This is a genomic window from Chitinophaga sp. CB10 (genome assembly GCA_001870995.2).
Taxonomy (GTDB): domain Bacteria; phylum Bacteroidota; class Bacteroidia; order Chitinophagales; family Chitinophagaceae; genus Chitinophaga.
In genome coordinates this window covers 240,908-254,717 of sequence record MLAV02000001.1, presented here as the reverse complement: position 1 = coordinate 254,717, position 13,810 = coordinate 240,908, and the positions used below count along the sequence as shown (strand labels likewise).

The following is a 13,810-nucleotide window of genomic DNA, read 5'->3' as shown; positions in this document are numbered from 1 at the left end:
TCTTTCCGGGTTGGACGACTCCGAAAATACATTATCTATCAGTTTCCGCTGTCAATTTTTTTCACCAGCTCCTGCCGCACCGCTTCCGGCACGCGACTCAACAGCTTCAGGTGCGTCGCCTCCTCGATTTCCGCGATGGTGGTCAGGTAGGCCGTCCACTGCTTGCTGACGTCGTTCTTATTCGGCGTATTCACGGCAATGATGCGGGTATGCTTGTTAATGCGTTTCAGGTCGTTGTTGCCCTCCGGCAGCACCACAATCACTTTCCAGATGTGATCCGGCACAGTGATATTATTGCGGTCAATCTTCTTTCTCAATCCCTTTTCCCCGACTCCCCCCATGCCATAGCTGCCCATGATCACATACACTTCATTGCCGGCCCGCACGAGGTCGCGGGTATAGTTTTCCAGCCCCGACCACAGGTGCTGGTTATGATTCGGCGCCTGGGGTATCATGTTCGTCATGAGGAAGGTAGCATCGTTGGCGGCCCTGCTGAATGTCCGGTCCCCGGAAGGGCAATTATGCCCCCTGTCGAACCCGCTGCCGCTGTAACTGCTCTGCGTAACCTGGTACCAGCTGTCCGGCACGTCGGCATCCGGCCGGAAATCCCGGGAGCGCGACATATGCCCCAAATCCTTCGCGGTTACATGCCAGCACACCCAGTTGGGCGTACCACGGTCACGGTTATACGATAATTTGTAATACCCTTTATCCATCAGGTAATTATTCGGCGTTACCAGTGATGGCGTGGCATCGCTCGGGTTGCCGAGCAGCATGTTGTCATCATCCCCGGGCACTGCGCCGCCGGAAGGCGCAGGCGTTTCGTGGCTGCGCACAACCCTGATCTCGTCAAAGTTAAGGCGGCCGTTTTCCTTATCCGTGCTGCGTATTTGGAGGCGCAGCGTTTTTTGCGCGACGATGGTGAAGGTCGACGTACGGAGTTCCCGCTCGCTGGTATGCACCACATTGCCGGCAGGCAGGAATCGCTGGCCTTTGTTCACCGAATACCAGAGTTCCCAGGCGCCGCCTGCATCCGTGCCGTAGGCGGCATGTTTCAGCGTAACCGTTACCGTGCCTGTAACCGTGATATCAAATTCCATGGTGGCGCTACCGCCGCCGCGTACACGCAGCGCCTGCTTTCCCTGCTTGTGATCTTCCGCCTTTGCCCCGATCACTGCGTTTTTCAGCGTCCATTGTCCTGATTGCAGGGTAATGGTTTCCGTATTGTAATGTTCTTTTACAGGAGCAGCGGTTTCAAAATTTTCTCTGAATAATTCCGGCTGCTTTTTTTTCCCTGATGCAGGCGGGCGTTGCTGCCCCGAAGTGGCAGGCGCCTGTTTCCCCTTGTCGGTAGTGAACTTGCGGGTACAATAGGTGACTACAAACGTGATGATCGCCAGGATAATAACGATAGAATAATTACTGCTACTCTTCTTTCTTCTTTTTGGCATAGTCCATTTACGAACGCGCGAAGATATATTTTTTTACACTCGGACGATCGCAGTTTGAGCAAAAAAAATTTCGTCCTGCGGCATTGCCATCTCCACAGAATAAAAATTTTTATTTATCGTATAGCCATGCACGTTATATTCTTATCCTGAGCCCGGAGGCAATCGATTTACCCTAAAAATGCCGGTGGCCGGTTCAAGCATCATTTTGGCGCATTATCACATTTTGGCCACCGGCTACCTTCGTAATTTTAGGCGTTCCACCAACCTATCACTAAGATGTACGAAGAGAGAATCAAGAGATCCGGCATGCAGGGGTTGATCACCAGCGCCGCCAACGCGGCCGCCTGTATTAAGGATGGCATGACAGTGGCCAGCAGCGGCTTCACCAAGGCGGGAGACAGTAAGGCAGTATTGAAAGCATTTGCAGCCCTCGCCACACAGCAACCCCGCAAGATCACCTTACTCACCGGCGCTTCCCTGGGCCATGGCACCGATGGCACGCTGACGGAAGCAGGCGCGGTCTATAAACGGATGCCTTTCCAGGTAGATCCCGTCTTGCGCAACGCCATCAACCAGGGCAATGTATTATTCATGGACCAGCACCTGGGCGAAAGCGCTGAACTGATCAAAGAAGACATCATCCGCCCGGATGTAGCCATCATCGAAGCGCTGATGATTGAAGCGGATGGCAGCATCGTGCCTACCACCTCTGTAGGCAATACCGCTACGTTTGCGGAAAAGGCAGCGAAAATAATTGTAGAGATCAATGTTTCCGTGCCGCTCTCCCTCTATGGCGTACACGATATTTTTTCCGCCGGCGTATGGCCGGATAGAAAGATCATTCCCATCACGGAGGCAGGCACGCGGATTGGCACGCCTTCCATTCCCGTGGACCCCGCAAAAATTATTGCCATCGTCATCACGGAAACGGTCGACAGTCCGGCCGCTATCAACGAGCGGGACGAGAAGACCCGCTCCATTGCCGGGCATCTCCTCCAATTCTTCGAACATGAAGTAAAGAAAGGCCGCCTCACCCACCAGCTGCGGCCCCTGCAATCCGGCATCGGCAAGGTAGCGAACGCGGTGCTGGAAGGCTTTATCGACGGGGACTTCCGGCATCTCACGATGTACTCTGAAGTTTTGCAGGACAGTACTTTCAACCTCATCGACGCCGGCAAGATGGACTTTGCGTCCGCTTCCAGCATCACTGTATCGCAACCCTGCTACACGCGGCTGATGGAAAATTTCGAACGCTACAAGCCGCATATCATCCTGCGGCCGCAGGATATCAGCAACGCCGCGGAAGTGATCCGCAGGTTAGGCGTCATCAGTATGAACACGGCTATTGAATGTGATATTTATGGGAACGTAAATTCCACCCATATCGGCGGTACGAAGATGATGAACGGCATCGGCGGCAGTAATGATTTTGCGCGCAATGCTTACCTGAGCGTGTTCGTTACGCAGGCGTCGTCCAGGAACGGCGCAATTTCGCATATCGTGCCTATGGCTTCCCACATCGATAACAGCGAACACGATGTGGACATTGTGGTAACGGATTTCGGGCTGGCGGACCTGCGCGGACTCGCGCCCCGCGAACGTGCAAAGTCAATTATCAGCAATTGCGCTGACCCTGTATATAAGGAATTATTGAAAGATTATTTTGTTGCAGCCTCCCGCAAAGGCGGCCATACGCCGCACCTCCTGGAGGAAGCGCTCAGCTGGCATGCAAGAATGGACGCTACCGGCTCCATGCAAAAAGAAACCAACGTAATAACGCATTAGAACCATGCTTATGATTGCTCGCAAAGCGGCGTAAGTGGAATAAGTAAGCTCTCTGCGCGCTCTGCCCCTTATGCCCCTTTGCGAGAAAAATCCCCCCTTTGCGCGCTCTGCCCCTTATGCCCCTTTGCGAGAAAAAATCCCCCCTTGCCCCTTACGCCTCTTTGCGAGAAAAAAATCCGCACTACCCCAGCCGTTTACGCATGCAGATACTATTCTCCATGCCGATATACGGCCCGTAATTATCCATAATCGTAAACCCGCTCTTCTGGTACAGGCTGATGGCTTCCGGCTGCCGCTTACCCGTTTCAAGTATGGCATAGCTGTAATGCAGCTCCTTGGCCCAGTTTTCCAACTCCTGCAATATCCCCAACGCAATCCCTTTCCCTCGCAACTCAGGCTTCACAAACATGCGTTTGATTTCAATGGTATGGTCATTAAACTCGCGGAAACATGCACATCCAACGGCCTCCTGGCCCACGTAAGCAATCACCACTGTGTTAATGGCTTCAATCACATTGTGTTCATCGTAAATTTCCTGTAATTCCTGGTAACGGTCGCGCAGGTCCTCATCCAGCGCATTGGTTAGCGCTTCAAAATCCTGCTGCTCGTTGTTGGTCCGGAGATAGGTTACCGTATTCATCGCTTTTCTGTTTTATGTGGGCTGCGCATTTCGCACCCCAATGATATAACCAAAAAAAGTATCTGCAAAAAAAATAAAAATAGCTGGTTGAATTTCTATTTTCGTTTAACCATCCACGTTAGTAAATCAGACAGTTGCCCCTTTTACCTCCGGCGATAGCACGAAAAAATTTAATTTATGGATAGTTATAACATATACTGATCGTTGTATAACTATAATCGATATCGTCTTTCAATGGTACTGCGAAAAATACACTGTAACTTTACGACCTCCATTAAACGAAAACCATAAATACGTACTCATTGACAACAACGATATCACCCTCCCGGTTCTTTTTTTTAATTTTAATTTTGGGGTCGCTCACTGCCCTGGGCCCGTTTTCAATCGATATGTACCTCCCGGGATTCCCTGCCATAGCGAAAGACCTCCATACGGACGTGCCTACCATCGGTTTTTCCCTGACCAGCTTTTTCATCGGCATCTCCGCCGGCCAGCTGCTGTATGGTCCGCTATTGGATAAATACGGCCGCAAAAAACCGTTGTATGCCGGCCTGATACTTTATATCGCCACCTCCATCGGATGTATGTACAGTCACACCATCGAAAGCCTTGTTGCGCTGCGGTTTTTCCAGGCCATCGGCAGCTGCGCCGCCACAGTAGCGGCAGTAGCCATGGTGCGCGACCTCTTCCCCGTGAAGGACAATGCCAGGGTGTTTGCCCTGTTGATGCTGGTAGTTGGCGCTTCTCCCATGGTGGCGCCTGCCGTTGGCGGGTATGTGACCCACGCGTTTGGATGGAACACTGTCTTCCTTATCCTGACGGTTTTGGGCGTCGGCATTCTCCTCGCCTGCCTGTTATGGTTACCGGAAAGCTACCGCCCTGACAGCACTATATCTCTTAAACCCAAACCTATTATTAACAATTTCCTGGCCGTACTTACGAATGCCCAGTTCACGACCTATGCCCTGGCCGGCGCACTCAGCTTCGCAGGCATTTTCACCTACGTATCCGGCTCCCCGAAAGTTTTCATGGAAGTGTACGGCGTGAGCGGCGAAGTGTACGGATGGATTTTTGCCGGCCTCTCCGTTGGCTTTATCGGTTGCAGCCAGGTAAACAGCTTCCTGCTGCGCAGGTTCCAGAGCCGCCAGATCATCCCCGTGGCGCTGGCATTTCAGTCGGCATTCGGCATATTGCTTTTCCTCGCAGCCATCACCCATGTATTAACGCTTACCCTGCTCCTGATATTACTTTTCGGTTACCTCTGCTGCCTCGGTTTCGTGAACCCTAATACCGCAGCGCTTTGCCTGGCGCCCTTCTCCAAAAACGCCGGCAGCGCCTCTGCCGTCATGGGCGCACTGCAACTGGGTATCGGCGCCATCACATCCGCCGCCGTGAGCGCGGTAAAAATCCCGAACGCCTCGCCCATGGCCTTTACCCTGGCCCTGTGCGGACTAACAGCCCTCGGGGTACTGCTCACCGGGCGCAGGTTCATTAAGCAAGAAACGGACATGCAGGGGGCGCAAGCCGTATTGCATTAATCGTGTGTTGTTTTTTTTAGGGAGAAATTTAAGTTCGCCGGGCGCCTGGTTCCGTTCACAAACACCGTGTCCGCTTCCGTAACTCCGATGTCCGGAAGCGGACAGTTTTTCAACCCCGCTCCTTACAAAATCCCGCGTTTTCAATACTTTCGTAAGATGGCACCGTTCTGGTTCAAACCCATCCAAAGGATTTTTTTTATGATCTCGAACTACCTGAAAACGGCTTTGCGCAACCTGAAGAAAAACAAGACCTACGGCATCCTGAACATTTTCGGGCTCAGCATCGGTATTGTCTGCACCTGCCTCATCCTCCTGTGGGTAGAAGATGAAATGCATTTCAACGATTACATCCGCGGAAAGGACAACATTTACCAGGCAAAAATCCACTGGAACCTCAATAACGAACTGAGAACCTACAGTTCCACCTCCGGCCCCCTCGGCCCTGCCGCCATGGCGCAGGTCCCGGGTATCAAAGCTTACGCCCGCAGTACGGAAGGCTATACCACCGCGCTGTTTAACTACCGCAACAATCCCATGTACAGCTATGGCCGGTATGTGGACCCCGACTTCCTCCGGCTGTTTGAATGCCGCTTCCTGGAAGGCGCGCCTGCAGATGCTTTCAGCCAGGTGCACTCCCTCGTTATTACAGAAAAAACGGCACAGAAACTTTTTAATACCACCCGCGGCGTCGTGGGCAAAACCATTACGGTAGATAACAGTAACGCCTATACGATTACCGGCGTGATAGCAGATATTCCGCAGAACGCTACCATACGGTTTGAGTGGCTGGCCCCGCTGGAAGCGGCTTTCCAGGGCTCCGCAACACTGGCCAACTGGGAAGCGTTTCAGCTGGAAACTTTTTTCCAGACTGTTCCCGGCGCCAACATCGCCGCCATCACACAAAAGCTGAACCAGCTGGCGAAGCAAAATATTCCTTCCTATGCCGTCACCTATTCGCTGCTGAATATGAACGACTGGCGCCTGCGCAGCGAGTATGACAACGGCGTGCAAAGCGGAGGCCGCATCGTGTACGTGCGCCTCTTCCTCATCATTGCCGGCATTATCCTGCTGGTGGCCTGCATCAATTTTATGAACCTCTCCACCGCCCGCAGCGAACAGCGCGCCAGGGAAGTAGGCGTGCGGAAAGCGCTCGGCGCAGGCCGTGGCAAACTCGTGGCGCAGTTCATCGGCGAAGCGCTCGTACAGGCCGCTTTCGCCACCATCGTGGCCGTACTGCTGCTGGCGCTCGTATTGCCCGCCTTCAACGCCATGGTCAATAAAACGCTCTCGCTGCAACTGCTGCAGCCTGCGCACCTCCTGGCATTGGCATTGCTCACGCTGTGCTGCGGTGTCCTGGCAGGGTCCTACCCGGCGCTGTACCTCTCCAACTTCAACCCCGTGGCCATCCTCAAAGGATTTAAGATCAAGTCCGGCGGCGCGGCGTTTATACGTAAGGGTTTGGTCGTATCCCAATTCAGTATTTCCATCGTGCTGATCATCGCAACGGTGATCATCTACCAGCAAATACAACATGTCAAATCCAGGGACCTGGGATTTAATATCGAACGCCTGATCTCCATCGAAGCCACCGGCGACGTGGTGAAGAATTTCCCCGCCATCCGCGACGCGCTGTACAATACCGGCGCGGTAGACAAAGCCGCCCTCGCGGATCATAACCCGCTGTACGATGGCAACAGCACCGACCGCATTTCCTGGGATGGCAAGCCGGCCGATGCGTCCAGCATTACCTCCATCCGCTATATCAGCCCCGGCTTCCTGGAAACCACGGGCATGCAATTGCTGGAAGGGCAAGCCTTTACGCGGGAAGCGGACGATAGCGTAAATGTATTGGTGAACCAGGCCATGGCGCGACAAATAGGCGCCGGCAGCCCCATTGGCAAACTGCTCTATGCGCCGGAAGCGGACGGGCGCACCCGCACTTTTCGTATAGCCGGCCTCGTTAAAGATTATGTGTACGGCGATATGTACGGCAGTCCGGACCCCGTGATGTTCCTCGGCATCCCTTCCCACACCAACACCATCTACGCCCGCCTGCACGCCGGCATGGCGCCGGAAGTAGCCGTGGCAAAAGTGAGCGGGGTAATGCGCCGCTACAATCCCGCTTATCCTTTTGCCTACAGCTTTACGGACAAGCAGTTCAACGATATGTTTCAAACGGAAATGCTGATGCAGCAGCTCAGCCGCATCTTCGCTTCCATCGCCATCATCATCAGTTGCCTGGGATTGTTCGGCCTCTCCGCCTACACGGCGGAACGCCGCACCAAGGAAATCGGTATCCGCAAAGTTCTCGGCGCCAGCACGCAAAGCATTACCACCCTGCTTTCCATGGATTTCCTCAAACTCGTGGGCATCTCCATGCTGATCGCATTTCCCACAGCCTGGTATATCATGACCAACTGGCTGCAACAATATAAATACCATGTGAGCATAGGCCCTGCGGTGTTCCTGCTGGCAGGTATCACAGCCATCGTCATCACCATGCTGACCATCAGCTATCAATCCATCAAAGCGAGTATGACAGATCCTGTGCGAAGCCTGAAATCAGAATAAAAAAGAGAGTGCCCCCAAAAGTCTGTAAACTTTTGGGGGCACTTTTATGAGTAAACGAAAGAAGTACAGTTTCGCCTTCGCCTTTGGAAAACATTAATTTCCTTCCGCCACTGCCCACATGTACCACGCCGCATGCGGCAGCCATTGCTCCGCCCAGCGCCAGTCGTCATCCTTTCCGGTTGTTTTGTAGCTTAAATTAAATGCAATGCCATGCTCGTCCGTGAAGCCGGAGGTAATACCGTTCACGATGCCGCCGGGCGCATTGGTATATTCAAACGTGCCGAAAAAACCATAGGCTGGGTTGTTATGCCCTGTGCCCTGCATCATACAGGCATCGTAGGGATTGAGCCCCAGTATCCAGTTCAGCTGGTTGGTAGCGTAATTACGCAGGCTGGCTGCGAGTGACGTATCATTGGCAAAAAACTTCGCGGCCATGCGCGCCGCCGTGGCTACTGAGCCGAGCCGGGCATTTTCCCCCTGCCACCAGGGCGCCGCTTCGCTGCCATGCGGGAAGAAGAAACTGCTGCGCCTATAGCCCGCGGTATCCTGCACGAGCTGCCGGCTATAGCCAAACGGATTCGCCACTTCCCCGGTGATGCCTGTTTCAAAAGCGAAGGATCGCAATAAGGCCTGGCGGATTTCCTGCTGCTGCGCCGTTGTAGCATAAGGATAAAACTGCATCAGGGTCACGGCCGGCAAACCTGCGTCCGACGGGTGGAAGAAAGGCCGGTCCTTATCATCCGCGCGCCAGTAGTCTTTGTATTGTTTCCATTGTTGCAGCCGCCCCGTCAGCTGCTTTGCCCGGTTGGCTGCGTATTGCCGGTAGCGCGCATCCCTGGTGGCTTCGTACAAGGCGGTAGCGGCGGCCAGCGCGCAATAGTCGTCCACAATATTTTCCTTACCGTCGTTCGTCATTTCCGCATTGTGTTTTTCCAGGTAGTCAAATGCGCGCTTAGCGGCTTCCAGGTATTGCGCATTCGTATATTCGCCGCTGGTATCGTAGGTAGCGGCTTTTGCCAGCGCGGCAATGGCAATGCCGCCCCCGGAGCGGAAGCTGGCCTGGTAGCTTTGCCAGGCCGTATTATCCTTGCCGGAAGTAAAGCTCTGGTCCTTGTTTTCCTTGATGCGGTAATTTTTTTCTTCCGGGCGGATGACGCGGTCCACCGCACGCTTACCGGGGCCCGGCGCGCTGACGCTTCTGAAAAAGGAACCATCCTTTACCTGTATCCGCGCGAGGTAATCGGCCCCATACATCGCCTCATCCAGCAACCGCCGCTTAAACTGCCTGAAATCGTTTCCCGGCCTGGCGTTCAGCAACGCGTAGGTATTGAGCAGGCTCCATACCGTCAGTGAAATTTGCTGGGGGTTGAAATAGGTGGAAAAAGAGAGGTGAGAGAGATGCTTGCCGTAATCGCCGGTAGCATCGTACCAGCCGCCATGCGCGTCCACGGTATCCTGCGTGTGGAGTAGTCCCAAATGACGGTCCGCCGCATCCAGCAAACCGCTGCTGCGTTGCCCCTTGAAGTAATAAATGACGTCGGATAAAGTTTGCCGCTCCAATACGCTGGTACCGATTTCAAACAATTCAGACGTGTAATCCGCCTGGTTGAAGCTGGCCCGCAGCCTGTATTTGCCGGGTTTGTTGAAACCGGAAAAATCCATCTCGCGGAAATACAATTGCCAGTTGTCTACCGTCTGCGCCCGCTGTGGAAGCTTGCCGGTATATACCACCTGGTTGTTGACGTCCAGCAGCTGGAAGCTGCCGGCGGTACCTTCGGTCTGACTTTGTAAGATGGCGCGTTTGGGTCCTGTAATTTCATAACCAACGTGATTGGTCAGTACCCGTACCGCCTGAGAGAAGGCATAGCATGGCAATAGCAGCCATGCGCTAAATAGTAATCGAAAGGATAGAAAAGGCATAAAAAAACGGGAATGTTTCTATTAAGATAACAATTCCCGTTTTTTAAAATGATTATTTTATACTGAAGGAAGCCGTGAGTTTCGATTGTTGGGAATCTCCTCCTACATGCACCGTGTACTTACCCGGGTACAGCCGCCACTTGCCCTGCTGCAGATCCCATTTCTGCAATTCCGCAACGGGGATGGCAAGTTGTAATTCCTGCGTACCGCCTTTTGTGGTATGCACGCGGCCAAAGGCTTTCAGCTCTTTCAGCGGCATACGTTCCACCGCGGGGTAGCTGATGTAAGCCTGCACTACTTCGTCCGCATCATAGTTACCGGTGTTGCTAACCTTTACGGACATACGAATTGTATCAGCCTTCTTATACTTTTCCTGCGGTTTGATATTCCAGCCGAAATTAAAAGTAGTGTAGCTCATACCAAAGCCGAACGGCCATGCCGGCTTACCGGTGAAATAGCGGTAAGTGCGGTTTTTCATACTATAGTCGTTATAGTTAGGCAGGTCGTTAACGGATTTGTACAGCGTGATGGGCAGCCTGCCGGAAGGCGAGTATTTGCCGTAGATCAGGTCCGCCAGGGCATTACCGCCTTGTTCCCCGGGGTACCATGCGAGGATGATGGCATCCGCATAGGGTTCAATCTCCGCGATGTCCACCGCGCTGCCGGCGGTTATGACTGCGATGATCGGCTTCTTGTGCGCGGCCCTTAATTTCTTCATAAACAATACCTGCGAGCGTGGTAAGCTCAGGGTATTTTTATCTCCGCCAGCGGGCGAGAGGAACGCGTCTCCGTCTTCCCCTTCCAGCAGCGGCGTTAAACCGATTACGGCAACGGTTACATCACAATTTTCGGATGCCCAGATGCCGCCGAAGTGCAGGGTATCTGTGAAATCGCATCCCTGGTCGTATTGCATGGCTACGGCCGGGCCGGCGGCTTTACTGAGGCCGGCGGCAAAAGTAACCATGTTGCCGGATACGCCGTGGTAGTTGCCCATCAGTGCTTCCAGAGAAGCGGAGTTGGAACCGGTGACGAGCATGGAGGAGTATTTATCATGCTGCAAGGGCAGTACGCCGTTGTTTTTCAGCAGCACCATACTTTTCCGCGCAGCTTCCAATGCCAGTTGCGTATGCCAGGCGTTGTTGACGCTATCGGCCCCGTAATTCGCGTAGGCGCGGTCCGCAGGGTTGTTGTACAATCCCAGCTTCATCTGTGTACGGATGGATTTGATCAGGGCGGAGTCCACATCGGCGGTGGTCAGCCAGCCTTTGTTGATAGCTTTCATCACATCGTCCTGCAGGATGTTGGCACAGTCGAGGTTTACGCCCGCTTTGATAGCGGCTGCCGCCACTTCCTCCCGGGTAGGAATGGCTTTATGGCGTTGCCAGATATCGTCCAGCGCCCAGCAGTCGGTCACTACCTGCCCGGTAAACTTCCACTCTTTGCGGAGGATGTCCTGCAGGAGGGTATTGCCGGTGCAGCAGGGCTGACTGTTCACGCGGTTGTATGCGCACATGATGGATTCCACTTTCCCGTCCACCATTTTTTTGAATGCATAGAGGTAGGTTTCCCTGAGGTCCTTTTCATCCACGATGGCGTTGAAATGATGGCGGTCCGCTTCCGGCCCGCTGTGCACGGCGAAGTGTTTGGCGCAGGCGGCGGTTTTGAGGTGTTCCGGATCATCGCCCTGCAGGCCTTTCACAAAAGCGCCGGCCATGGTGGCGGTCAGATAGGGATCCTCACCGTAGGTTTCCTGTCCGCGGCCCCAGCGCGGATCGCGGAAGATGTTGACGTTAGGCGTCCAGAAGTTCAGCCCCATGTATTGTACATGCCTGTTTTTGGCAACGGACAGATTATACTTTGCACGGGCTTCCGTGGAAATGCTGTTGGCTACCGCCTTTGCCAGTTCCGGATCAAAGGTGGAGGATAATCCTACTGCCTGCGGGTAAACAGTAGCTTCCCCTCCCCTGGCGATGCCGTGCAGGGCTTCGTTCCACCAGTTGTACGCCGGTATGCCGAGGCGTTCAATGGCTGGACTGTTATAGCCGAGCAGGGAAATTTTCTCTTGCAGGGTAAGGGTGTGCATCAGGTCCTGTACTCTTGTTTCTGTTGGCAGGTCGGCCCTGCGGAATGCTGGCTGCTGTTGTGCTTCCAGCTGTTGTACCGCGAATATTCCGAGGGCGATTACAAATAGTTTCCGTTTCATCCCGTGCAAGATATTAATAAAATTTAAAAAGAGGAAAGCCCAGCCATGGCTGTTCTTTCCTCTTTTTAAGCAATTTATGATACTATTTTTAGAAATTGAAGTTATCAGGATCCGGACCTACCCGGGTACCTTTATCCAGGGAGTCGATCAGCGCGATATCTTCAGCAGCAATTTCGAAACCGAATACATTGGCGTTGTCCACGATTCTTTTTTGCTGAATGCTTTTCGGAATGGTCACGATACCTTTCTGCAGGTCCCAGCGGAGTACGAGCTGCGCAACGGACACGCCGTATTTCTGCGCCAGTTCCTTCAGTTCAGGAATATCGAAGATTTGTCCCTGCATGAGCGGGCTCCATGCTTCGAACTGGATGTTGTGCTGTTTGGCAAACTGCTGCAATGCAGGCTGCTGCAGGCGCGGGTGGAACTCCAGCTGGTCCACCATGGGCACGACATTAGCGGATTGCATCAGGTCTTCCAGCTGGTGCTGGAGGAAGTTGCTCACCCCGATGGCTTTTACGCGGCCTTCCGCATAGAGTGTTTCCAGGGCGCGCCAGGTTTCTTTGTATTTTCCTTTAACCGGCCAGTGGATCAGGTAAAGATCCAGGTAATCGGTTTTCAGTTTTTGCAGGGAGGTTTCGAATGCTTTGATGGTGCTGTCATAGCCCTGATCGGCATTCCATACTTTGGTGGTGATGAAGACGTCCTTTCTGTCTGTAGCGTGGTTAGCGATGGCAGTACCAACCCCTTCTTCATTGCCGTATATAGCGGCCGTGTCAATATGCCGGTAACCTGCGTCCAATGCATACTTCACCGCGTCGATCACTTCCTGTCCTTCGTTGGTCTTCCATACGCCGAGTCCGAAATATGGCATTTGTACGCCGTTAGCCAGCTTTACAGTGCCTTTGATGTCTGTAATGTTCATAATTTAATCTTTTGCTTCGTTATTTAAAATCGCTAAGGGATCACAAAATTAATTCCAAACCGCTGAATGGAAACATCTGATAATTCATACCTGCTATCAGAAAAATAATAGTTTATTTCGTGGCGGCGGAATCTTCGTGTTCTTTATAGTAGCGCTCCACCAGGCGGCTGTCGGGCAGGGAGTTCAGCACGGCGATGCGCCATTTATCATCTTTCTTCACGAGCTTCCCTTTGTAATAGCCGACTGCCATGAGCTGGATTTCGCCGCTTTTGATGTCCGTCCACAGGTTGGCGCAGTACATGCTGACTTTCACGGTATCGTTCGGCAGCATTTCGAACTGCATGTTGCTGATGAGGTGGCGCTGCTGGAACTTTGCGTCCTTCACGCTTTCGCCCAGCTGTAACACGCGGGAGGCGAAGTTTTCCTTGCCGTGGAGTTTTACCCCGTCGATTTCGCCGCGTATGCTGTCGTCCATATATTCCAGGCATTGCTGCAGGTGGCCGTTATCGAAATTTTCCGCGAAGCCATAGATTACTTTTTCGATCTGCTGCTGATCACGGTAACGGACGTTGTATTTGACGGTGGTATCTGGCAGGGCGGTGCTGCTTTGTTTCAGGGGATCGTGTTCCGGCTGCTGACTGGTACAGGCGAAGAGGCCGGTGAGTAAAGCCGCTGCGAGTAGTGGTTTGTGCATCAGGGGTGGATTTAAAGGGTTAGGCCAATGACACATGACTGGTTGCAGGGCGAAGATCATGAAAAAAATGGAGCGGGCAAAGGTCA

At 53.2% G+C, this 13,810-nt stretch carries 9 protein-coding genes; 3 read left to right on the top strand and 6 right to left on the bottom strand.

Annotation, left to right across the window (positions count from 1 at the left end):
* Nucleotides 1-38: 38 nt before the first annotated feature.
* Nucleotides 39-1,451 carry a DNA/RNA non-specific endonuclease gene (locus tag BOC67_RS00980; protein WP_291906353.1) on the bottom strand — a complete coding sequence of 471 codons (1,413 nt, stop codon included), beginning with the start codon at nt 1,449-1,451 and terminating at the stop codon, nt 39-41.
* A gap of 276 nt (nt 1,452-1,727) precedes the next feature.
* On the opposite strand from BOC67_RS00980, the gene BOC67_RS00975 reads away from it, so the two are divergent.
* Complete coding sequence (locus BOC67_RS00975; protein ID WP_291906350.1) at nt 1,728-3,236, top strand: succinate CoA transferase; 1,509 nt, start codon at nt 1,728-1,730, stop codon at nt 3,234-3,236.
* A gap of 181 nt (nt 3,237-3,417) precedes the next feature.
* Here the strand turns inward: BOC67_RS00975 and BOC67_RS00970 are convergent, their stop codons facing one another.
* Nucleotides 3,418-3,876, bottom strand: a complete 459-nt coding sequence (locus BOC67_RS00970; RefSeq protein WP_291906348.1) for a GNAT family N-acetyltransferase — start codon at nt 3,874-3,876, stop codon at nt 3,418-3,420.
* A gap of 302 nt (nt 3,877-4,178) precedes the next feature.
* Between BOC67_RS00970 and BOC67_RS00965 the strand changes: the two genes are divergently transcribed.
* Together BOC67_RS00965 and BOC67_RS00960 are read left to right on the top strand one after the other, a co-directional pair.
* On the top strand, nt 4,179-5,414 hold the full coding sequence (locus tag BOC67_RS00965) for a multidrug effflux MFS transporter (protein ID WP_291906346.1): 1,236 nt from the start codon (nt 4,179-4,181) through the stop codon (nt 5,412-5,414).
* 198 nt (nt 5,415-5,612) lie between these two features.
* Nucleotides 5,613-7,985 carry an ABC transporter permease gene (locus BOC67_RS00960; protein WP_291906344.1) on the top strand — a complete coding sequence of 791 codons (2,373 nt, stop codon included), beginning with the start codon at nt 5,613-5,615 and terminating at the stop codon, nt 7,983-7,985.
* A gap of 93 nt (nt 7,986-8,078) precedes the next feature.
* Here the strand turns inward: BOC67_RS00960 and BOC67_RS00955 are convergent, their stop codons facing one another.
* From BOC67_RS00955 to BOC67_RS00940, 4 genes are all read right to left on the bottom strand, one after another.
* Entirely contained in the window at nt 8,079-9,905 is a 1,827-nt protein-coding gene (locus BOC67_RS00955) for a glycoside hydrolase family 9 protein (protein WP_291906342.1), read from the bottom strand.
* 52 nt (nt 9,906-9,957) lie between these two features.
* Nucleotides 9,958-12,108, bottom strand: a complete 2,151-nt coding sequence (locus BOC67_RS00950) for a glycoside hydrolase family 3 N-terminal domain-containing protein (protein WP_291906340.1) — start codon at nt 12,106-12,108, stop codon at nt 9,958-9,960.
* Between the two features lie 88 nt (nt 12,109-12,196).
* Nucleotides 12,197-13,030 (bottom strand): aldo/keto reductase, encoded by an 834-nt coding sequence (locus BOC67_RS00945; RefSeq protein ID WP_291906338.1) that lies wholly within the window; start codon nt 13,028-13,030, stop codon nt 12,197-12,199.
* 112 nt (nt 13,031-13,142) lie between these two features.
* Nucleotides 13,143-13,724, bottom strand: a complete 582-nt coding sequence (locus BOC67_RS00940; RefSeq protein WP_291906336.1) for a nuclear transport factor 2 family protein — start codon at nt 13,722-13,724, stop codon at nt 13,143-13,145.
* Between the last annotated feature and the right edge of the window lie 86 nt (nt 13,725-13,810).

Bases quoted from the DNA above. Each gene is read 5' to 3' on its own strand.
- BOC67_RS00955 (WP_291906342.1), bottom strand. From the start codon at position 9,905: ATGCCTTTTCTATCCTTTCGATTACTATTTAGCGCATGGCTGCTATTG.
- BOC67_RS00950 (WP_291906340.1), bottom strand. From the start codon at position 12,108: ATGAAACGGAAACTATTTGTAATCGCCCTCGGAATATTCGCGGTACAA.
- BOC67_RS00945 (WP_291906338.1), bottom strand. From the start codon at position 13,030: ATGAACATTACAGACATCAAAGGCACTGTAAAGCTGGCTAACGGCGTA.
- BOC67_RS00980 (WP_291906353.1), bottom strand. From the start codon at position 1,451: ATGCCAAAAAGAAGAAAGAAGAGTAGCAGTAATTATTCTATCGTTATT.
- BOC67_RS00970 (WP_291906348.1), bottom strand. From the start codon at position 3,876: ATGAATACGGTAACCTATCTCCGGACCAACAACGAGCAGCAGGATTTT.
- BOC67_RS00975 (WP_291906350.1), top strand. From the start codon at position 1,728: ATGTACGAAGAGAGAATCAAGAGATCCGGCATGCAGGGGTTGATCACC.
- BOC67_RS00940 (WP_291906336.1), bottom strand. From the start codon at position 13,724: ATGCACAAACCACTACTCGCAGCGGCTTTACTCACCGGCCTCTTCGCC.
- BOC67_RS00960 (WP_291906344.1), top strand. From the start codon at position 5,613: ATGATCTCGAACTACCTGAAAACGGCTTTGCGCAACCTGAAGAAAAAC.